The following is a 19,924-nucleotide window of genomic DNA, read 5'->3' as shown; positions in this document are numbered from 1 at the left end:
CTGTCAGACGCTCCAGCTTGATTGTGTTCAATTCGTGGATTGCCCGTCGCATCGGTTAGACTTGCCGCCTTTCCTCGTATCAAGAAGCCCGTACATGGCCCAGCCGTCCACGACCTACAAGTTTGAACTGAACCTCACCGACCTCGACCGCAGCGTCTATGAGAGCGTGAAGCAGACCATCGCCCGTCACCCTTCGGAAACCGAAGAGCGCATGACCGTGCGCCTGCTGGCCTACGCCCTCTGGTACAACGAGCAGTTGTCTTTTGGCCGTGGTCTGTCGGAAGTGGATGAACCGGCCTTGTGGGAAAAAAGCCTGGATGACCGCGTCCTGCACTGGATCGAAGTCGGCCAGCCGGATGCCGAGCGCCTGACCTGGTGCTCGCGCCGCACTGAACGTACCAGCCTGTTGGCCTACGGCAGCCTGCGCGTGTGGGAGGGCAAAGTGGTGCCGGCGGTGAAAAACCTGAAGAACGTCAACATCGCTGCCGTGCCTCAGGAAGTCCTGGAAACCCTGGCCAAAGACATGCCCCGCGTCATCAAGTGGGACGTGATGATCAGCGAAGGGACGATCTTCGTCACCGACGACCGTGGTCAGCACGAAGTCCAGTTGCAGTGGCTGGCCGGTGAGCGCGGCTGATTTTTCGCAACTGCCCCGCGTCACCCGGTTTTATCCTACGTATTGAAGAGAAGCATCTTTCACCCCATGCGCATCGAACCTCGCCTGCTGCCCGACACCCTGCCATTCCTCGGTGATATTCCGCCGCTGTTGACCCGCCTGTACGCGGCTCGGGGCGTGCTGTCCGAGGCGGAACTGGACAAGAGCCTGGCGCGGTTGATTCCGTTCCAGCAACTCAAGGGCATCGATGCCGCCGTGGATCTGCTGGTGACTGCGCTCGAACAGCGTCAGCGCATTCTGATCGTCGGCGACTTTGATGCCGACGGTGCGACGGCGAGCACCGTGGGCACCCTGGGTTTGCGTCTGTTGGGGGCGGCACATGTCGACTACCTGGTGCCCAACCGATTCGACTACGGCTATGGCCTGACACCGGAAATCGTCGCGGTGGCGCTTGAGCGTCAGCCGCATTTGCTGATCACCGTCGACAACGGCATCTCCAGCGTCGAAGGCGTGGCAGCGGCGAAAAAGGCCGGGCTCAAGGTGCTCGTCACCGACCACCACTTGCCCGGTGACGAGCTGCCGTTGGCCGATGCCATCGTCAATCCGAACCAGCCCGGTTGCGAGTTTCCGAGCAAGGCGCTGGCCGGCGTCGGGGTGATTTTCTATGTGTTGATGGCCCTGCGTGCGCGGTTGCGCGAGCTGGGCTGGTACACAAGCAGGCCGCAGCCGAATATCGGCGAACTGCTCGATCTGGTGGCTCTTGGCAGCGTGGCCGACGTGGTGCCGCTGGATGCCAACAACCGGATTCTGGTGCATCAGGGCCTGGAGCGGATTCGCGCTGGACGTGCCCGGCCGGGAATCAAGGCGATCCTCGAAGTGGCCAAGCGCGATCATGCGCGTATCACCTCCACCGATCTGGGCTTCATTGTCGGCCCGCGCCTGAACGCAGCAGGGCGCCTGGACGACATGAGCCTGGGCATCGAATGCCTGCTGACCGAGGACGCAGGTCTGGCCCGTGAGATGGCGGCGCAACTGGACGGCATGAACCAGGATCGCAAATCCATCGAGCAAGGGATGCAGCGCGAAGCGCTGGCGCAGCTCAAGGATTTGCCGGTGGAGTCGATGCCGTTCGGCTTGTGCCTGTTCGATCCCGAGTGGCACCAGGGTGTCATCGGTATCCTCGCGTCACGGATGAAAGAGCGCTATTTCCGCCCGACCATCGCCTTTGCCGATGCCGGAGATGGCCTTCTCAAGGGCTCGGGGCGTTCGGTCCAGGGCTTTCACATCCGCGACGCCTTGAGTGTGGTGGCGGCGCAGCATCCGAATCTGATCACCAAATACGGTGGCCACGCGATGGCGGCCGGCCTGACGCTGCCGGAAGCAAATTTCCCCTTGTTCGCCGAAGCCTTTGACGCTGAAGTGCGCCGGCAGCTGCGCGAAGAAGATCTGACTGGTCGCCTGTTGTCGGACGGCACCCTGGCGGTGGAAGAGTTCCACCTGGAGCTGGCTCGTGCCTTGCGGCATGCCGGTCCTTGGGGACAGCACTTCCCGGAACCGTTGTTTCATGGGGTGTTCCAGTTGGTCGAGCAGCGCGTCGTTGGCGAGCGGCATCTTAAAGTCGTGCTCAAAAGTGAATGTGGTTCGGTGAAACTCGACGGCATTGCCTTCGGGATCGATCGCGATATCTGGCCGAATCCGACCATCAAATGGGTGGAGCTGGCCTACAAACTCGACCTCAACGAGTTTCGCGGGAACGAGACGGTTCAATTGATGATTGCCCACATCGAACCGCGTTGACCCGACCCTTGTAGGAGCGACATTCCCCGATGTCGACTAGGCTCTAAGCACTGCTTGATTTTGGCCTTGTGACGTCTTGTCGAATTTTTTGCCCGCGGGGGCGGGTGTTGTACCTTTTTCCTGTCACTCGTCGACTATTCAAACAGAACCTGGAGCCTGCCCACTGATTCGAGAGGTGCCCCATGAGTCTGCTGCTTGAACCCTTTACCCTTCGCCAATTGACTCTGCCCAACCGCATCGCGGTATCGCCGATGTGCCAGTATTCCAGTGCCGATGGCCTGGCCAATGACTGGCATCTGGTCCACCTCGGCAGCCGTGCTGTCGGCGGGGCCGGGCTGGTGTTTACCGAAGCCACGGCGGTCACCGCCGACGGGCGTATCACGGCCGAGGATCTCGGTCTGTGGAATGATGAACAGATCGAACCCCTGCAACGCATCACCCGCTTCATCAACGCCCAGGGCGCCGTTGCCGGCATTCAGCTGGCCCATGCCGGGCGCAAGGCCAGCACCCACCGGCCGTGGCTCGGCAAGCATGGCAGCGTCAAACCCGACGAGGGCGGCTGGGTACCGGTCGGACCTTCGCCGATTGCGTTCGACCCGCAGCACACCCAACCCAAACAACTGGATGACGACGAGATCGCCAAGGTGATCCAGGCCTTTGTCGATGCGGCAAAGCGCTCACTGACGGCCGGTTTCAAAGTGGTCGAAGTGCACGCGGCCCATGGTTACCTGTTGCATCAATTCCTGTCGCCGTTGAGCAATCAGCGTCGCGATCAATATGGCGGTTCGTTCGAAAATCGTATTCGGCTGGTGCTGCAGGTCACCGAAGCGGTGCGTGCGGTGTGGCCTGAAGAGTTGCCGGTGTTTGTCCGGGTCTCGGCCACCGACTGGGTGGAAGACGGTTGGAACCCCGATGAAACCGTGGAGCTGGCCCGCCGCCTCAAAGCCTTGGGGGTCGACCTGATCGACGTCTCGTCGGGCGGGACGGCAGTCAATGCCGAAATTCCCACAGGCCCCGGTTACCAGACCCGCTTCGCCGAGCGGGTGCGCAAGGAGTCGGGCATGGCCACCGGCACAGTCGGCATGATCACCGAACCGGCCCAGGCCGAGCACATCCTGCGCACCTGTCAGGCGGACATCATCTTCCTGGCCCGTGAGTTGTTGCGCGATCCGTACTGGGCGCTGCACGCGGACGACGACCTGGGCGGGCACAAGGCCGTGTGGCCGGCGCAATATCAGCGGGCGACTCACCGTGAGCAGCCCATTCATGAATCGGATTTGCGCGACTGAAATCCATCGATACGAAAAAGCCCCTGAGTCGTGAGATTCAGGGGCTTTCGTTTATCCGGATCGTAGTCAGGCCGCTTCGATCTTGTTGCGGTTTTGCTCGATCTTGTTCAGGTAATCCTTGAGTTTTTCCTGCTCCGCGGCTGTGGTGAACAAGCCGAGCTTGCTGCGCCGCCAGAGGATGTCGTGTGCGGTAGTGGCCCATTCTTCACTGCACAGGTAATCGACCTCGCGGGTGTAGAGACCGCCGCCGATATGCTCGCCCATATCGCTGAGGTCCTGTACGCCTTCGAGCATGCGCCAGGTACGGCTGCCGTAGGAGGTGGCCCAGCGGCGAGCAATATCGCTTGGTACCCAGTCGAATTTGTCGCGGATACGTGAGCTCAAGGCCTGCGGGGTGGTCATGTCTTCACCGCCCGGCAGCGTGGCGCTTGCGGTCCAGCTTGGCTGGATGTGCTTGAAGTAGGGTGCCAGTTGCGCCAGCGCCGACTCGGCCAGTTTGCGATAGGTGGTGAGCTTGCCGCCGAACACCGACAGCAACGGAGCCTCTTCGCCAGTGCCGGACAGCGCCAGGGTGTAATCGCGGGTCACGGCCGACGGGTTGTCGGATTCGTCGTTGCACAGCGGGCGCACACCGGAATAGCTGTGCAGGATGTCCTCGCGGCTGATTTGCTTTTTGAAATGGGCGTTGACCACGTTCAACAGGTAATCGGTTTCGCTGTCGGTAATTGCAACCTTCGCCGGATCGCCGGTGTACTCGCGGTCGGTGGTGCCGATCAGGGTGAAGTGATTCAGGTACGGAATGGTGAACACGATGCGCTGATCTTCGTTTTGCAGGATGTGCGCGTGTTCGCCTTCGTACAGTTTCGGCACGATCAGGTGGCTGCCCTGGATCAGGCGGATGCCGTAAGGCGATTCCATCTTCAAGTCATCGCGAATGAACCTGGCGACCCAAGGCCCGGCCGCGTTGACCAATGCCTTGGCGCGGATCGAAAACAGGCTGCCATCGGCGCGCTCCAGGTGCAGGTGCCACAGGCCCTTGGTGCGACGTGCGCTGACGCAGCGGGTCTGGGTGTGAACGTGGGCGCCTTTTTCCCGGGCGGCCATGGCGTTCAACACCACCAGGCGGGCGTCGTCGACCCAGCAGTCGGAGTATTCGAAGCCCTTGGTGATTTCGCTTTTGAGCGCGCTGTCGGGGCCGAACTTCAGGCTTTTCGAACCTTGCAGTTGCTCGCGCTTGCCCAGGTTGTCATAGAGGAACAGACCGGCGCGAATCATCCATGCCGGGCGCAGGTGTGGGCGGTGCGGCAACACGAATCGCATTTGCTTGACGATGTGCGGCGCCTTGGCCAACAACACTTCGCGTTCAGCCAGGGCCTCACGCACCAGGCGGAATTCGTAATGTTCGAGGTAGCGCAGGCCACCGTGAATCAGCTTGCTGCTGGCCGACGAGGTATGGCTGGCCAGGTCATCCTTTTCACAAAGGAACACCGAGAGACTGCGTCCGGCGGCGTCCGCTGCGATCCCCACGCCATTGATCCCGCCACCGATGACGGCGATATCGTAGACCTCGGCGAGAGGGGGCGTAGGCAAGGTGGAAGTGGGCATCGGCTCGGCCTCGGAATTCTTTGATGTTCTGTATTTGAATTCGAACATTAATGTTCATTTGCGAAAATACTAGCCCATAAAGACGCCCACAGCCAGTCAGCTTCGATTGAAAATACTCATCGAAGAGCCGTTAAAGGAAAATTTACGAACATTGAAAGGTTGCAGGCTGCTTTTGTGGCGAGGGGGCTTGCCCCCGTTCGACGGCGAAGCCGTCGCAGGTTGGGGCTATGAATGTGCCTGTCTGAACTCGGCTGAATGGTTTTAGGGCCGCTTCGCAGCCCAACGGGGGCAAGCCCCCTCGCCACAGGGGAGCGGTGTGCTTAAACGACTTCCAGCCGAACCTTGTGCTGGTTCAACAACTGCGCCAGCGCCGGGGAGGGTTGCTGATCGGTGACCAGGCAATCGACCAGGCTGATCGGCCCCAGGCGAATCATGGCGTTGCGCCCGAACTTGCTGGAGTCGGCCGCGAGGATCACTTGCCGGGCATTGGCGATGATCGCCTGGGATACCCGCACTTCCTGATAGTCGAAGTCCAGCAGGCTGCCGTCTTCATCGATGCCGCTGATGCCGACCAGGGCGAAATCGACCTTGAACTGATTGATGAAGTCGACACTGGCCTGACCCACCACGCCACCATCGCGCCGCACGTTGCCGCCAGTGAGCAGGACATCGAAATCGTCCTTGGCGCTGAGCATGGAGGCGACGTGCAGGTTGTTGGTGATGATCTTCAGGTGACTGTGGTTGAGCAGTGCCCGGGCAATGGATTCGGTGGTCGTGCCGATGTTGATGAACAGCGAGGCATGGTCGGGAATCTGCGCGGCAATGGCTTCGCCGATACGCTGCTTCTCATCGCGCATCTGATCGGCGCGCATGGCGTAGGCGGTGTTTTCAACGCTGGAGTCGTAAGCCGCGCCGCCGTGGTAGCGACGCAACAAATTGGCTTCCGCGAGCTGATTGATGTCGCGGCGAATGGTCTGCGGGGTAACTACGAACAGCGTGGCCATTTCCTCGATGCTGACATAGCCGCGTTCGCGGACCAGTTCGAGGATTTGCTGCTGACGGGGAGGCAGATTCATGGGGCGTCCTTTGGGCTGCCGTGCAAAATTTGCCCATGATGCCGCAGGAATCTGCTCCCGACCAGTTACATACAGATACGAGCCTGCGTCTTGGCTTATTCAGTCTCGTCTTCAGCCGCCCAATCGCGGGTACGGCTGACCGCTTTTTTCCACCCCGCGTAAAGTTTTTCCTTCGCCGTTTCATCCAGCGTCGGCTCGAACTTGCGTTCGATCACTGCCTTGCCGCGCAACTCCTCCAGGCTGCCCCAGAAGCCGCAGGCCAGGCCTGCCAGGTAAGCCGCACCCAGTGCCGTGGTTTCGCGCATTTGCGGACGTTCGACCTGCGTGCCGAGGATGTCGGCCTGGAACTGCATCAGGAAATTGTTCGCCACCGCGCCGCCGTCCACGCGCAGGGCCTTGAGGCGTTCGCCGGAGTCCTGTTGCATGGCGTCGAGAACGTCGCGAGTCTGGTAGGCAATCGATTCCAGCGCTGCGCGAATGATGTGATCTACGCGTACGCCGCGGGTCAGGCCGAACAAGGCGCCACGGGCGTACGGGTCCCAGTAGGGAGCACCAAGACCGGTGAAGGCCGGCACCAGGTACACACCGTTGCTGTCCTTGACCTTGTTGGCGAAGTATTCGGTGTCGTGGGCGTCGTTGATGATCTTCAGTTCGTCACGCAGCCATTGCACTGTGGAGCCGCCGTTGAACACCGCGCCTTCCAGCGCGTAGGCCACTTCGCCACGTGGGCCGCAGGCGATGGTGGTGAGCATGCCGTGTTGGGACTTAACGGCTTTGTCGCCGGTGTTCATCAGCAGGAAGCAGCCAGTGCCGTAGGTGTTTTTCGCCTGGCCTGGCTCGACGCACATCTGGCCGAACAGGGCGGCTTGCTGGTCGCCAGCGATGCCGCCGATGGCGATGCCGCTTTTGGTGTGACCGTAGATTTCCGAAGAAGACTTCACTTGCGGGAGCATCTCACGCGGGATGTCGAGGACCTCCAGCATCTTCGCGTCCCACTCCAGGGTGTGGATGTTGAAGAGCATGGTGCGCGACGCGTTGGTGTAGTCGGTGACATGCACCTTGCCACCGGTGAATTTCCAGATAAGCCAGCTGTCGACGGTGCCGAACAACAGCTCACCGTTGCGCGCGCGCTCGCGGCTGCCTTCGACGTTGTCGAGGATCCACTTGAGCTTGGTGCCGGAGAAGTACGGGTCGGTGACCAGGCCGGTGGTGTCGCTGATGTATTGCTCGTGGCCATCGCGCTTGAGCTGCTGGCAGATCTCGGTGCTGCGTCGGCACTGCCAGACGATGGCGTTGTAGATCGGGCGGCCGGTGTTCTTGTCCCAGACCACGGTGGTTTCGCGCTGGTTGGTGATGCCGATGGCCGCCACCTGGTCGTGGTGCAGGCCGGCTTGCGCCAGGGCCTCGACCATCACGGCGCTTTGGGTAGCGAAGATTTCCATCGGATCGTGTTCGACCCAGCCGGCTTGCGGGTAATGCTGTGCGAACTCCCGTTGGGCGGTGCAGACCACGTTCGCGTCGCGGTCGAAAATGATCGCGCGGGAGCTGGTCGTACCCTGATCGAGGGCAATGATGTAGTTCTTATTCTGTGTGTCGGTCATGTCGATTGCCTTGGACGAAATAAGGGAGTGAGGTCTGGCGCGCGATCAAGGGGCAGGGGCACGCGCCAACGGTATCAAGAAGTTCTGGGTTTGCCGTCAATGGCAGCTGTTGCATCCTTTGTAGCAGGTACGGCGCTGGGCAGATGGCGGGCAATCAGCCCGCGATAGGCGGCAGCACCGAGGCAGGCACCGACAATCGGTGCAAAAACAGGAATCAGGAAATACGGGATATCGCGTCCGCCAGTGAAGGAAATTTCACCCCAGCCAGCGAAGAAAGTCATCAGTTTAGGGCCGAAGTCCCGCGCAGGGTTCATGGCAAAACCGGTCAGTGGTCCCATCGAGCTACCGATCACCGCAATCAACAGGCCGATCAGCAGCGGTGCCAGCGGGCCTTTGGGCAGGCCATTGTTGTCATCGGTCAGGGACATGATCACGCCCATCAGAATGGCCGTGATGATCACCTCGACCAGAAATGCCTGGGCGGTGGTCAGCACCGGGTTCGGGAAAGTGGAGAACACGGAGGCCAATTCGAGGCTGGCTTGAGTGCCGCGAACCATATGGTGCGTTTGTTCGAATTCGAAGAATAGATTGCTGTAGAGCGTGTAAACCAACAGCGCTCCACAGAAGGCACCCGCCACTTGGGCGAGTATGTAGAAAGGCAATTTACGTTTTTCGAAGTCCGCGAAAATGCTCAGGGCAATGCTGACGGCAGGGTTCAGATGAGCCCCGGAAACCCCAGCGGTAAGGTAGATCGCCATGCTGACGCCGACACCCCAGATAATGCTGATTTCCCACAAGCCAAAACTGGCACCCGCGACCTTGAGCGCGGCAACGCAACCTGTACCAAAAAAGATCAGCAGCGCCGTACCCAGAAACTCGGCCATGCATTGGCTCGAGAGCGACGGTTGTTGTAAAGCAGTTGTCATTGAAACCTCATTTTTTTTGTTGTCTGGCGCTTTTTCCATCATGGTCGGAGCGCGGTTTTCGCCGAGGCAGGATCCCCATCCTGGTCGCGGTTTACTGCTGGGTGCAGCGGTAGGACGTTTCGTACAGTTTCATAAACGAAAAAATATAGACAAGAAACGCTGCTGTCAAAGGTCGAAAGTGAACCGTCGGTCACAAAGAAACTATTCGCTGTATGAATGACCGGGTTGTTGAGGAATGGGGTGGCCAGGCAATGGCGTCATGAATGCGCCGCCGTAGAGCCTTTTAATGATCAATGTCCTAGAATCGGGCGCAGTATTTTTCTTCTGCCGCCCAGTCTGGAGCTGTCATGACCCCCGCATTGGATTTGTTGAAAAAGGTTCGGGCCGAACATCGCGTACACAGTTACGAACATGACCCCAAGGCGGCCTCCTACGGGTTGGAAGCGGCGGAAAAACTCGGGCTCGATCCGGCGCAGGTGTTCAAGACCTTGCTGGCGGCCAGCGAAAAGGGCGAGTTGCTGGTGGCCGTGGTGCCGGTTGTCGGCAGCCTGGACTTGAAAGGACTGGCCCACGCCGCGGGCGTGAAAAAGGTCGAAATGGCCGACCCGGCGGCAGCGCAGCGCTCTACCGGCTATCTGTTGGGCGGGATCAGTCCGCTGGGGCAGAAAAAGCGCTTGCGTACCTTCATTGATAATTCGGCCCAGCCCTTCGCCAGCATTTTTGTCAGTGCGGGGCGGCGTGGACTGGAAGTCGAACTGGCACCGGCGGTGCTGGCCGAGCACACCCAGGCCAGATTTGCCGATATCGGCCGTGCGTGAACATCATCGGAGTCCGCGCAGCGCTGTATGGTGAAAATCAGCTTGCTCTGTCACTGGTGCCGGTTGAGCCAGCGCGGCATGCTGGGTGGTCTGACAAAGGGAGAAGGTTATGCAACTGGAGTTTCATCAGGTCGACGCGTTCAGCAATCAGCCATTTAGCGGCAATCCGGCGATGGTCTATCGGCTCGACACCTGGCTCGCCGATGAGTTGATGCAAAAGATTGCCGCCGAACACAACCTCGCCGAAACGGCGTTTGTCGTGCGTGAAGGGCAGGGCTGGCACATCCGTTGGTTTACGCCGACCACCGAGGTGCCATTGTGCGGTCACGCGACGCTGGCTAGCGCTCATGTGCTGTTCGAGATTTATAAGGAGTCCGTCGAGCGACTGGACTTCACCTGCAAATCCGGCCCGTTGGGCGTGACCCGTGAAGGTGGGCGGCTGTGGCTGGATTTCCCGGCGATCACTGCATCGCCGGTGAACGTGATCTCGGACATCGAGCGTGCACTGGGCGTGAAGGCTGTTGAGGTACTGGCTTCAAATGAGCTGTTTGTGGTGCTGGAGTCGGAGCAAGCCGTGCTCGACTGCAAGCCGGACATGGTGGCCCTGGCGAAACTGCCATGGCTGGGCGCCATCGTGACGGCGCGGGGCGAGCAGCACGATTTCGTTTCCCGCTACTTCGCCCCGGCAATCGGCATCAATGAAGACCCGGTGACCGGATCGACCCATTGCCTTCTGATTCCGTACTGGTCAAAGCGTTTGGCCAAGTCGAGCCTGACGGCTTTTCAGCGTTCGGCGCGGGGTGGGGAATTGTTCTGCCAACTGGAAGGCGATCGGGTGAGGATCGGCGGCAATGCGACCCTGGTTGCCAGTGGCACGCTGATGCTGCGATAACGCAAACCCAGCGTAGGAGCGAGCTTGCTCGCGAAAAACGTCTGGATAACGCGTTCATTCCGGTTGCACGCGTTATCGTTGTCGTCCATCGCGAGCAAGCTCGCTCCTACAGTAGGGGGGGTATCAGTTGGCCGTGCTGTAGCGCCGGACACCTGATTCAACAGCTGGAATCTGCGCCGCCGTGCTGCCGGACGCCTGGAACAGCACCAGGTGTTCAGCCGCGACACGAATACCCACATCCGCCCCAACCTGACGATCGACATGGCTCGGGAAAATCGACTCCAGCTGTGCGCCTGTCGGCAGTTGCAAGCGATACAGGGTCGATGCACCCAGGAACGTCTTGCCGGCAATTCGCGCCTTCAGGGCGCTGTCCGGCGCATAGACGATATCGTCCGGGCGCAGCAACACGTCCACGGCGCCGCCTACCGGCCAGGTGTAGGCCCGATTGCCGCGCAACTCACCCAGTTCGGTTTGCACCGATTCGGGGCTGCTCAACTGACCGCGAATGAAATAGCCCTGGCCGATGAAACTCGCGACAAAAGGTGTCAGGGGTTCGTGATACAGGTTGTAAGGCGTATCCCACTGTTCCAGGCGACCTTCCTTGAACACTCCAACGTGGTCGCTGACCGCGAAGGCTTCTTCCTGGTCGTGAGTCACCAGAATCGCGCTGGTGCCACGGGCCTTGAGGATGTCGCGTACTTCATGGCTGAGCTTGCGGCGCAATTCGCCATCAAGGTTGGAGAAGGGTTCGTCGAGCAACAGCAGTTGCGGTTCCGGCGCCAGGGCACGGGCCAGTGCGACACGTTGCTGCTGACCTCCTGAAAGCTCGTGGGGGAAACGCTTGCCGAGATTCTTCAGGTTGACCAGTTCCAGCAGCTCTTCGGTCACGCGATCCTTTTGCGGATGCTTGCGAATGCCGAAGGCGATGTTGTCGGCCACGCTCAAATGCGGAAACAGCGCGTAGTCCTGGAACACCATGCCGATGCGACGTTTCTCCGGCGCAAGGGTGAAACCGGCGCTGGAGATGGTCTCGCCAGCCAGCTGGATTTCGCCTTCGTGCACCGGTTCGAAACCGGCAATCGCCCTCAGGGTGGTGGTCTTGCCGCAGCCCGACGAGCCCAGCAGGCAACCGATGTCGCCTGCGTTCAGGTGCAGGTTGAGGTTCTGCACCACGCGCTGGTCTTGATAGCCGCAGGCGAGGTTGCGCAGGTTAAGCAGTAATGGCTGGCTCATGCGTGGTGATACGCCGGTTCGACGAGGAACTCGAGCAGGGCTTTTTGCGCGTGCAGACGGTTTTCGGCTTGATCCCAGGCCACCGAGCGCTTGTCATCGAGCAGGTCGATGCTGATTTCCTCGCCGCGGTGCGCTGGCAAGCAGTGCATGAACAGCACGTCTTCAGCGGCCAGGTCGAGCAGGGCGCGGTTGACCTGATACGGAGCGAACAGTTGCAGACGCTTGGCGGTTTCCTCTTCCTGGCCCATGGAGGTCCAGACGTCGGTGCTCACCAGATGTGCACCACGCACGGCTTCCTTCGGATCGCGAACGATGGTGACCCGATCGCCGGCCTTGACCAGGAACACCGGGTTGGGTTCATAGCCTTCCGGGCAGGCTACGCGCAACTGGAAGTCGAACTGGATCGCCGCTTCTATATAGCTGTTGCACATGTTGTTGCCGTCGCCAATCCAGGCCACGGTCTTGCCCTGGATGGAGCCGCGGTGTTCGAGGAAGGTCTGCATGTCGGCCAGCAACTGGCAGGGGTGCAGGTCATCGGACAGGCCGTTGATCACCGGTACGCGGGAGTTGGCGGCGAATTCGGTCAGGTTGCTGTGGGCAAAGGTACGGATCATCACTGCATCGAGCATGCTCGACATGACGATGGCGCAGTCGCCGATCGGCTCGCCACGACCCAGTTGGGTGTCACGTGGCGACAGGAAGATCGCCTGCCCGCCGAGCTGGATCATGCCGGCCTCGAAGGAGATCCGGGTACGGGTCGAGGATTTCTCGAAAATCATTCCCAGGACGCGGTTTTTCAGAGGCTCGAACAGTACGCCGCGGTTACGCAGGTCCTTGAGCTCAACGCCTCGACGGATCACGCTGACCAGCTCTTCGGGCGTGCAATCCATCAGGGAGAGAAAGTGCCTTGCGCTCATCATTGACTACCTTTTGCTACAAACCGCAGATGCTCAAAGCCTTGTTTAACGGAACAACGGGCGAGACCTGCGGCGTAAGCCGCACGGGGCGACGAAATAGGGGAAGGCGCGATCTTATAATTAAATGTCGCGTCTTACCAATAGGGCTACAGTTTTTAGGGAGTTTCAGAGGTGCTACGGGTTTACCGAGGTAGCGCTTTTGAAGCCTGTTTCCTGATAGCAGCGGTTCATTTGTACACCGGCCCCTCGGGGCTTGGCAATCAGGCGAGGCGGCAATGGTGCGCTGACAGTCGGTTTTTGACTTGTCATTCATCAGCGCCGGGCTTGATGAGCACTGGCGCCCGATCGGCGAGCAGACCGGCGCGCATGGACCCCACGGACCGATTGAAACCCTTCAGGAATTTCAGTTGCAGGCGCCGCCCAGGCTGCCTTCGAACTGAACTCGGACGGCCATCGGCTGGCCTGATAACCCTCGATTCACAAGACGAACGTCGCTGGCGTGTCGGCGGCTCTGGCGCCATAGTTTTGTTTCCGCGGCCTACGTTGCCCGCCCATAACAAGACAGAGACTGGCCATGACCAAGACTCTCCATCACCGTGCTTGCCATTTGTGCGAAGCCATCTGTGGCCTGACTATCGAAACCACCAGGGGCGAAGGCGGTAACGTCCAGATCACTTCGATCAAGGGCGACCCCCAGGATACGTTCAGTCGTGGGCACATCTGCCCCAAGGCCGTGGCGTTGCAAGACATTCAGAACGATCCGGATCGCCTGCATCAGCCGATGCAGCGGGTGGGCAATGAATGGCAGCCCATCGAGTGGGAAGCGGCATTCAATCTGGTCGCCGAACGCCTCGCTGCCATTCAGGCGCATCACGGGCAAAACGCGGTGGCGGTCTATCAGGGCAACCCGAGCGTGCACAATTACGGGTTGATGACCCACAGCAATTACTTCCTCGGCCTGTTGAAAACCCGCAACCGGTTTTCCGCTACGTCGGTCGATCAATTGCCCCATCACCTGACCAGTCATTTGATGTACGGCCACGGTCTGCTGCTGCCGATCCCGGACATCGACCACACCGATTTCATGCTGATCCTGGGCGGCAATCCACTGGCTTCGAACGGCAGCATCATGACCGTGCCGGATGTGGAGAAACGCTTGAAGGCGATACAGGCCCGGGGTGGCAAGGTGGTGGTGGTCGATCCGCGCCGTAGTGAAACGGCGGCGATTGCCGACCAGCATCTGTTCGTACGCCCGGGCGGTGATGCAGCGCTGTTGTTCGGCCTGCTCAATACCTTGTTCGCTGAAGGTCTGACCCGCGACAGTCATCTGCCGGTGGACGGCCTGGAGGACGTACGGGAGGCCGTCGCACCGTTCACTGCCGAGGCCATGAGTCCGTTGTGCGCCGTACCGGCCGAACAGATCCGCCAGTTGGCGCGGGACTTCGCCGCGGCACCGAGTGCAGTCTGCTATGGCCGCATGGGCGTCTCGACCCAGGCCTTCGGTACTCTGTGCCATTGGGTGGTGCAGTTGATCAACCTGGTCACCGGCAATCTCGATCGCGTGGGTGGTGCCTTGTGTACCGAGCCAGCAGTGGATCTGGTGGCGTCGACCTCGGGCGGGCATTTCAATCTGTGGCAGAGCCGGGTTTCCGGGCGCCCGGAGTACGCCGGAGAACTACCTGTCTCGGCGCTGGCCGAAGAGATGCTCACTGAAGGGGAAGGGCAAGTCCGCGCGCTGATCACCGTGGCGGGCAATCCGGTGTTGTCCACACCCAATGGCCGACAACTCGAACAGGCGCTGGACGGGCTGGAGTTCATGGTCAGTATCGACCTGTACATCAATGAAACCACGCGTTACGCCGACCTGATCCTGCCGTCCACATCGGCGCTGGAAAACGACCATTACGACACCACGTTCAACCTGTTCGCGGTGCGCAACGTCAGCCGTTTCAACCGCGCCATCCTCGCCAAACCCCAGGGTGCATTGCACGACTGGGAGATTTTCGTCGGCCTGGCCAAGGCATTTGCCGTCAGGACCGGCAAAGAACTGAAGCCCACCATCGCCCCAGCGCAAATGATCGATCTCGGCTTGCGCATGGGAATGTACGGCGACAATTCAGAGCACAAGCTGTCGCTGGCGACTTTGTTCGATCATCCCCATGGCGTCGATCTGGGCGCGCTCAAGCCTAACCTGACGCCACGCCTGAAGACTGCCAATCAACGCATCCAGGCCGCGCCTGCGGCGATTCTCGCTGACCTGGCGCGCTTTGCAGCCTTGAAGGCGCCGGCCGCCGACGAGTTGTTGATGATTGGCCGCCGGCATGTACGCAGCAACAATTCATGGATGCATAACTATCATCGGTTGGTAAAGGGCAAGCCGCGTCACCAGTTGCTGATGCATCCGGACGATCTGGCCTGTCGCGGGCTCAGCGACGGACAGCGCGTTCGGGTCAGTTCGCGGGTGGGTGTGATCGAAGTCGAAGTGCTTGGCAGTCTGGACATGATGAAAGGCGTGGTCAGCCTGCCTCACGGCTGGGGGCACGCGCGGCCGGGCGTGCAAATGTCGATTGCCAGCAGTCAACCGGGCTCCAGCGCCAACGACCTGACCGACGAACGCCAGATTGACGAACTGTCGGGAAATGCCGCGCTCAATGGTGTGCCGGTGATCGTGGTGGCGGCGTGAATCAGTCAGACGGAGAGACCGAGCAGGGCGCTCGGCTTTCCGTTACAATGCGCCACCGTGCCGACCCATGAGTCGGAAAGTTCAGCCGAGGTGCTCCATGGATATCATCGAAACGATTAAAGAGCAGATTGCCAACAACACCATTCTGCTTTACATGAAAGGCTCGCCGAATGCCCCGCAGTGCGGCTTCTCCGCGAAAGCCGCGCAGGCCGTGATGGCGTGTGGCGAAAAGTTTGCGTACGTGGACATCCTGCAGAACCCGGAAATCCGCGCCAACCTGCCAAAATACGCCAACTGGCCAACCTTCCCACAGCTGTGGGTTGCCGGTGAGCTGGTCGGCGGTAGCGACATCATGACTGAAATGGCTGCTGACGGTTCGCTGCAGAGCCTGATCAAGGACGCCGCCGCCAAGGCTGCTGCTCCAAAGACCGAAGCCTGATTCGCTTCCTGTAGGAGCGAGCTCGCTCGCGATGGACTAAAGAACGCCGCTGGGTGTCAGGCTCCCAGCGTTATCGTTAACGACCATCGTCGGAACGCCGCCCGGAGCAAGCTCGCTCCTACAACGGCAGGCACAAAAAAGCCCCGCCTCTTCAAAGAGAGCGGGGCTTTTTATTGCATCGAGATTAATGGCGTAGAACTTACTCGTCTTCGCCCATCTGCGATTGCAGATAGTTCTCAAGGCCCACTTTATCGATCAGGCCCAGTTGGGTTTCCAGCCAGTCGATATGTTCTTCTTCGGACTCGAGGATGTCTTCAAGCAGTTCACGGCTACCGAAGTCGCCAACCTTTTCGCAATGCGCGATAGCCACTTTGAGATCGGCATGGCCGGTTTTCTCGATACGCAGGTCACACTCAAGCATTTCCTTGGTGTGCTCGCCGATGTGCAGCTTGCCCAGGTCCTGGACATTCGGCAGGCCTTCAAGGAACAGGATGCGCTTGATCAGCTTGTCCGCGTGCTTCATCTCGTCGATGGATTCGTGGTACTCGTGCTTGCCGAGCTTGTTCAGGCCCCAATCTTCATACATGCGCGCATGCAGGAAGTATTGATTGATCGCGACCAGCTCATTGGCGAGGATCTTGTTGAGATGCTGGATGACTGTAACGTCGCCTTTCATGATGGGGTCCTGCCCTGTATTAGCTGTCAATAGAGCAGAGTTTGAGCCTCGTACTTAATAGTGTCAAACCTAAGTTATTGAAACTTAAATGAAAATTAATCGGAATAAGAATGTTTGTGTTCCGCGTCTAGAGCATAACTAGTTGATTTTGAGGCATAAAAAAACCGGACATATGTCCGGTTCTTTGAAATTCGATGTTTAAGCTGCGGTAAATTCTGCTGGATAAGGAATTGCAGCCTGGGCCGTTTGCAGTTTGGTCAGGGTCTCTCGGACCACTTCCTTGGCGAGGCAGGCACATTTGCCGCACTGGCTCGCAACGCCGGTGGCCACACGGACTTCCTTGTAGCTGCAGCATCCTTCATAGATCGCATCGCGGATTTGACCGTCGGTGACGCCAGTGCAGAGGCAAACATACATAGGGAAGGACCGTCGCTGATTGTGACTCAATTGCGATGGATCTTAATGTTAACGAGAATGATTGTCAAAGTGGTTTCAGAGCACTTTTCGTCATAAACGGGTATGGCTGACGAACGGTCTGCCTGGCAAATCGGTGATCCAAAACCGGCGGGGATTTCATCGTACGGGGAAAAAACAGCTAAGCCAGCTCAAACACGCGGTGTATGATGGCCGGTCTTTTGCGACCGGGGATCGTGTCACAGGGCTGTCGCCTCAGGGTGGCAGGCTGATGCGAACCCTGTTTCTCACGCTATTACACCAGGAGATATCCAATGAGCGTACTCGTAGGCAAACAAGCCCCTGACTTCACCGTACCGGCCGTACTCGGCAATGGCGAGATCGTTGACAGCTTCACCCTGTCCTCGGCGATCAAAGGCAAATACGGCCTGGTGTTCTTCTATCCACTGGACTTCACCTTCGTTTGCCCGTCCGAGCTGATCGCTCTGGACAACCGCATGTCTGACTTCAAGGCACGCAACGTTGAAGTGATCGCTGTTTCGATCGACTCGCACTTCACCCACAACGCATGGCGCAACACTCCAGTGAACAATGGCGGTATCGGCCAGGTTCGCTACACCATGGCTGCCGACATCAAGCAGGACATCATGAAGGCCTACGACGTTCAGTCCGCTGATGGCGTGGCTTTCCGTGGCGCGTTCCTGATCGACGACAAAGGCGTTGTCCGCTCGCAGATCGTCAACGACCTGCCGCTGGGCCGTAACATGGAAGAGCTGATCCGTCTGGTCGACGCTCTGCAATTCCACGAAGAGCACGGCGAAGTCTGCCCTGCCAACTGGAAAAAAGGCGACAAAGGCATGAACGCTTCGCCAGAAGGCGTTGCTGCTTACCTGACCGAGCACGCTGCCGCTCTGTAAGGCGTTCCAGGTATAAAAAAACCGGCCTTCGAGGCCGGTTTTTTTATGTGCTGAAGTCCCTGTAGGAGCGAGCTTGCTCGCGATGGAATCATGAACACCGCGGGGGAACCAGGCTCCCCGCGTTATCGTTGACGTCCATCGCGAGCAAGCTCGGCTCCTACAAAGAGCAAGCAGCAGTCACCATCAGTCGCCGAAGTCTTCCCAACCACCCATCTGCTTCCAGCGATTGACGATGCCGCAGAACAGCTCTGCCGTCTTCTCGGTATCGTAGCGAGCCGAGTGAGCCTCGCGACCGTCGAAGTCGATGTCCGCTGCCTGGCACGCCTTGGCCAACACGGTCTGGCCGTAAGCGAGACCGGCAAGCGTTGCGGTATCGAAGCTGGAGAACGGATGGAACGGATTGCGCTTCATGTCCAGCCGCGCAACTGCCGCATTCAGGAAGCCCAGGTCGAAACTGCTGTTATGCCCGACCAGGATCGCCCGTTTGCAACCGTTGGCCTTGAGGGCCTTGCGCACGCCGCGGAAGATATCGTTCAGGGCAGACTCTTCACTCACCGCCATGCGCAGCGGGTGATCGAGCTTGATCCCGGTGAATTCCAGGGCTGCCGCTTCGATGTTCGCGCCTTCGAACGGCTCGACACGGAAAAAGTAGGTGTGATCCGGGTAAACAAAACCCTTTTCATCCATGGCGATGGTGGTCGCGGCGATCTCCAGCAGGGCATCGGTGGCCGAGTTGAAGCCACCGGTCTCTACGTCGACGACAACCGGCAGGTAACCACGAAACCTTGCCGCCATTGGATGACGAGGGCCGCCTCCGCCGCCATTGCCTTCCAGTTCGTCGTCGAAATGGTCTTCACTCACGCGTGTTCCTCCAGCAGGCGCCAGCGCAGTTTTTCACCGGCGCGCAGCGGGATAACGGTCAGCTCGCCAAATGGCAGGCTGGTCGGGGCGGTCCACTCTTCGCGGACCAGGGTGATGCGATCGGTGTTGGCCGGCAGACCATAGAACCGAGGACCGTTGAGGCTGGCGAAGGCCTCGAGCTTGTCCAGCGCATTGCGCTGTTCGAAGGCTTCGGCGTACATCTCGATCGCCGCATAGGCGGTGTAGCAACCGGCGCAGCCGCAGGCCGCTTCCTTGGCATGCTGGGCGTGGGGGGCCGAGTCGGTGCCGAGGAAGAACTTGTCGCTGCCGCTGGTGGCCGCGTCGAGCAGGGCTTCCTGGTGGGTATTGCGCTTGAGGATCGGCAGGCAATAGAAGTGCGGCCGAATCCCGCCCACCAGCATGTGGTTGCGGTTGTACAACAGGTGATGCGCGGTAATGGTCGCGCCCACGTTGGCCGAAGCCGAGTTGACGAACTGCACGGCGTCCGCGGTGGTGATGTGTTCGAAGACCACTTTGAGGGTCGGGAAACGCTCGACCACACGACGCATGTGCTCGTCGATGAAGATTTTTTCTCGGTCGAACACGTCGACATCGCCCCGGGTGACTTCACCGTGGACCAACAACGGCATCCCGACTTCGGCCATGGCCTCGAGTGCAGGGAAGATTTTGTCGATGCTGGTGACGCCAGAATCCGAGTTGGTGGTCGCGCCAGCCGGGTACAGCTTGGCGGCGTGAATGAATCCGCTGGCCTTGGCCTCGCGAATTTCTTCAGGCTGGGTGCGGTCGGTCAGGTACAGGACCATCAGTGGCTCGAACAGGCTGCCGGCCGGGCGGGCAGCGAGAATCCGCTGCCGATAGCCGTCGGCTTCGGCCGCATTGCGTACCGGTGGAACCAGGTTGGGCATGATGATGGCGCGGCCAAAGGTGCGCGCGACATCCGCGACGGTATTGGTCAGCACGGCACCATCGCGAAGATGAATATGCCAGTCGTCGGGACGCAGCAGGGTCAGGCGGTCGGACATGAGGGGATTCCAGGCGGGTCAAACTCAAGGGAATGCTACCGGAAAAGACTCTTGCAGGCACTCGCTATCAAGTTTTGCAGGAAGCTTCCGATATCCAACAGGTATGCCGTAAACATGTGTG

The 19,924-nt window shown here is 59.7% G+C and carries 18 protein-coding genes; 8 read left to right on the top strand and 10 right to left on the bottom strand.

Going from position 1 to position 19,924, the window contains the following annotated elements; genetic code table 11:
• Positions 1-94: 94 nt before the first annotated feature.
• The 3 genes from PSJE_RS12170 (at position 95) to PSJE_RS12160 (ending at position 3,702) form a co-directional block, all read left to right on the top strand.
• On the top strand, positions 95-637 hold the full coding sequence (locus PSJE_RS12170) for a YaeQ family protein (RefSeq protein WP_007971297.1): 543 nt from the start codon (positions 95-97) through the stop codon (positions 635-637).
• A gap of 66 nt (positions 638-703) precedes the next feature.
• Positions 704-2,413, top strand: coding sequence for a single-stranded-DNA-specific exonuclease RecJ (gene recJ / locus PSJE_RS12165; protein ID WP_090457550.1), 1,710 nt, complete (start codon positions 704-706; stop codon positions 2,411-2,413).
• Between the two features lie 182 nt (positions 2,414-2,595).
• Positions 2,596-3,702 carry an NADH:flavin oxidoreductase/NADH oxidase gene (locus PSJE_RS12160; protein ID WP_057713424.1) on the top strand — a complete coding sequence of 369 codons (1,107 nt, stop codon included), beginning with the start codon at positions 2,596-2,598 and terminating at the stop codon, positions 3,700-3,702.
• A 66-nt stretch (positions 3,703-3,768) separates the two neighbouring features.
• On the opposite strand, the gene glpD is transcribed toward PSJE_RS12160, so the two are convergent.
• The 4 genes from glpD to PSJE_RS12140 all read right to left on the bottom strand — a co-directional run bounded on the left by glpD (position 3,769) and on the right by PSJE_RS12140 (position 8,910).
• On the bottom strand, positions 3,769-5,307 hold the full coding sequence (gene glpD, locus PSJE_RS12155; RefSeq protein WP_090457986.1) for a glycerol-3-phosphate dehydrogenase: 1,539 nt from the start codon (positions 5,305-5,307) through the stop codon (positions 3,769-3,771).
• A 320-nt stretch (positions 5,308-5,627) separates the two neighbouring features.
• Positions 5,628-6,383, bottom strand: coding sequence for a DeoR/GlpR family transcriptional regulator (locus PSJE_RS12150; protein WP_007971301.1), 756 nt, complete (start codon positions 6,381-6,383; stop codon positions 5,628-5,630).
• Between the two features lie 95 nt (positions 6,384-6,478).
• Positions 6,479-7,984 (bottom strand): glycerol kinase GlpK, encoded by a 1,506-nt coding sequence (gene glpK / locus PSJE_RS12145; RefSeq protein WP_057713425.1) that lies wholly within the window; start codon positions 7,982-7,984, stop codon positions 6,479-6,481.
• A gap of 74 nt (positions 7,985-8,058) precedes the next feature.
• Positions 8,059-8,910, bottom strand: a complete 852-nt coding sequence (locus tag PSJE_RS12140; protein WP_090457548.1) for an MIP/aquaporin family protein — start codon at positions 8,908-8,910, stop codon at positions 8,059-8,061.
• Positions 8,911-9,257: 347 nt separating this feature from the next.
• On the opposite strand from PSJE_RS12140, the gene ybaK reads away from it, so the two are divergent.
• Both ybaK and PSJE_RS12130 read left to right on the top strand, forming a co-directional pair.
• Positions 9,258-9,728, top strand: a complete 471-nt coding sequence (ybaK, locus tag PSJE_RS12135) for a Cys-tRNA(Pro) deacylase (protein ID WP_057713427.1) — start codon at positions 9,258-9,260, stop codon at positions 9,726-9,728.
• A gap of 109 nt (positions 9,729-9,837) precedes the next feature.
• Positions 9,838-10,620, top strand: a complete 783-nt coding sequence (locus PSJE_RS12130) for a PhzF family phenazine biosynthesis protein (RefSeq protein WP_090457546.1) — start codon at positions 9,838-9,840, stop codon at positions 10,618-10,620.
• A gap of 123 nt (positions 10,621-10,743) precedes the next feature.
• On the opposite strand, the gene PSJE_RS12125 is transcribed toward PSJE_RS12130, so the two are convergent.
• Together PSJE_RS12125 and argF are read right to left on the bottom strand one after the other, a co-directional pair.
• Positions 10,744-11,853 (bottom strand): ABC transporter ATP-binding protein, encoded by a 1,110-nt coding sequence (locus tag PSJE_RS12125; protein WP_007971311.1) that lies wholly within the window; start codon positions 11,851-11,853, stop codon positions 10,744-10,746.
• A complete protein-coding gene (gene argF, locus PSJE_RS12120; RefSeq protein WP_090457544.1) occupies positions 11,850-12,770 on the bottom strand; it encodes an ornithine carbamoyltransferase in 921 nt (306 codons plus the stop codon). The genes PSJE_RS12125 and argF overlap by 4 nt, the downstream gene beginning before the upstream one ends.
• Positions 12,771-13,344: 574 nt before the next feature.
• On the opposite strand from argF, the gene PSJE_RS12115 reads away from it, so the two are divergent.
• Both PSJE_RS12115 and grxD read left to right on the top strand, forming a co-directional pair.
• Positions 13,345-15,453, top strand: coding sequence for a molybdopterin oxidoreductase family protein (locus PSJE_RS12115; protein ID WP_090457542.1), 2,109 nt, complete (start codon positions 13,345-13,347; stop codon positions 15,451-15,453).
• 97 nt (positions 15,454-15,550) lie between these two features.
• The gene (grxD, locus tag PSJE_RS12110) at positions 15,551-15,892 is read left to right on the top strand and encodes a Grx4 family monothiol glutaredoxin (RefSeq protein ID WP_007971318.1); all 342 of its coding nucleotides are present in this window, start codon (positions 15,551-15,553) and stop codon (positions 15,890-15,892) included.
• A gap of 199 nt (positions 15,893-16,091) precedes the next feature.
• Here the strand turns inward: grxD and bfr are convergent, their stop codons facing one another.
• Together bfr and PSJE_RS12100 are read right to left on the bottom strand one after the other, a co-directional pair.
• Positions 16,092-16,568 (bottom strand): bacterioferritin, encoded by a 477-nt coding sequence (bfr, locus tag PSJE_RS12105; RefSeq protein ID WP_057713432.1) that lies wholly within the window; start codon positions 16,566-16,568, stop codon positions 16,092-16,094.
• Between the two features lie 198 nt (positions 16,569-16,766).
• Complete coding sequence (locus PSJE_RS12100) at positions 16,767-16,985, bottom strand: bacterioferritin-associated ferredoxin (RefSeq protein ID WP_007985869.1); 219 nt, start codon at positions 16,983-16,985, stop codon at positions 16,767-16,769.
• 311 nt (positions 16,986-17,296) lie between these two features.
• Here PSJE_RS12100 and PSJE_RS12095 point away from each other — a divergent pair, with 311 nt between their 5' ends.
• A complete protein-coding gene (locus PSJE_RS12095) occupies positions 17,297-17,899 on the top strand; it encodes a peroxiredoxin (RefSeq protein ID WP_057713433.1) in 603 nt (200 codons plus the stop codon).
• Positions 17,900-18,082: 183 nt separating this feature from the next.
• Here the strand turns inward: PSJE_RS12095 and rnt are convergent, their stop codons facing one another.
• Together rnt and pyrC are read right to left on the bottom strand one after the other, a co-directional pair.
• Positions 18,083-18,760 (bottom strand): ribonuclease T, encoded by a 678-nt coding sequence (gene rnt, locus PSJE_RS12090; protein WP_057713434.1) that lies wholly within the window; start codon positions 18,758-18,760, stop codon positions 18,083-18,085.
• Positions 18,757-19,803 (bottom strand): dihydroorotase, encoded by a 1,047-nt coding sequence (pyrC, locus tag PSJE_RS12085; RefSeq protein ID WP_090457540.1) that lies wholly within the window; start codon positions 19,801-19,803, stop codon positions 18,757-18,759. Before pyrC ends, rnt begins: the two co-directional genes overlap by 4 nt.
• Positions 19,804-19,924: the final 121 nt, after the last annotated feature.

The sequence above is a fragment of the Pseudomonas jessenii genome, from assembly GCF_002236115.1.
Taxonomy (GTDB): Bacteria; Pseudomonadota; Gammaproteobacteria; order Pseudomonadales; family Pseudomonadaceae; genus Aquipseudomonas; species Aquipseudomonas jessenii.
Note: the sequence above shows the minus strand (reverse complement) of the source record. Positions and strands in the feature narration are given on the sequence as shown.

Bases quoted from the DNA above. Each gene is read 5' to 3' on its own strand.
- PSJE_RS12170 (WP_007971297.1), top strand. From the start codon at position 95: ATGGCCCAGCCGTCCACGACCTACAAGTTTGAACTGAACCTCACCGAC.
- recJ (WP_090457550.1), top strand. From the start codon at position 704: ATGCGCATCGAACCTCGCCTGCTGCCCGACACCCTGCCATTCCTCGGT.
- PSJE_RS12160 (WP_057713424.1), top strand. From the start codon at position 2,596: ATGAGTCTGCTGCTTGAACCCTTTACCCTTCGCCAATTGACTCTGCCC.
- glpD (WP_090457986.1), bottom strand. From the start codon at position 5,307: ATGCCCACTTCCACCTTGCCTACGCCCCCTCTCGCCGAGGTCTACGAT.
- PSJE_RS12150 (WP_007971301.1), bottom strand. From the start codon at position 6,383: ATGAATCTGCCTCCCCGTCAGCAGCAAATCCTCGAACTGGTCCGCGAA.
- glpK (WP_057713425.1), bottom strand. From the start codon at position 7,984: ATGACCGACACACAGAATAAGAACTACATCATTGCCCTCGATCAGGGT.
- PSJE_RS12140 (WP_090457548.1), bottom strand. From the start codon at position 8,910: ATGACAACTGCTTTACAACAACCGTCGCTCTCGAGCCAATGCATGGCC.
- ybaK (WP_057713427.1), top strand. From the start codon at position 9,258: ATGACCCCCGCATTGGATTTGTTGAAAAAGGTTCGGGCCGAACATCGC.
- PSJE_RS12130 (WP_090457546.1), top strand. From the start codon at position 9,838: ATGCAACTGGAGTTTCATCAGGTCGACGCGTTCAGCAATCAGCCATTT.
- PSJE_RS12125 (WP_007971311.1), bottom strand. From the start codon at position 11,853: ATGAGCCAGCCATTACTGCTTAACCTGCGCAACCTCGCCTGCGGCTAT.
- argF (WP_090457544.1), bottom strand. From the start codon at position 12,770: ATGAGCGCAAGGCACTTTCTCTCCCTGATGGATTGCACGCCCGAAGAG.
- PSJE_RS12115 (WP_090457542.1), top strand. From the start codon at position 13,345: ATGACCAAGACTCTCCATCACCGTGCTTGCCATTTGTGCGAAGCCATC.
- grxD (WP_007971318.1), top strand. From the start codon at position 15,551: ATGGATATCATCGAAACGATTAAAGAGCAGATTGCCAACAACACCATT.
- bfr (WP_057713432.1), bottom strand. From the start codon at position 16,568: ATGAAAGGCGACGTTACAGTCATCCAGCATCTCAACAAGATCCTCGCC.
- PSJE_RS12100 (WP_007985869.1), bottom strand. From the start codon at position 16,985: ATGTATGTTTGCCTCTGCACTGGCGTCACCGACGGTCAAATCCGCGAT.
- PSJE_RS12095 (WP_057713433.1), top strand. From the start codon at position 17,297: ATGAGCGTACTCGTAGGCAAACAAGCCCCTGACTTCACCGTACCGGCC.
- pyrC (WP_090457540.1), bottom strand. From the start codon at position 19,803: ATGTCCGACCGCCTGACCCTGCTGCGTCCCGACGACTGGCATATTCAT.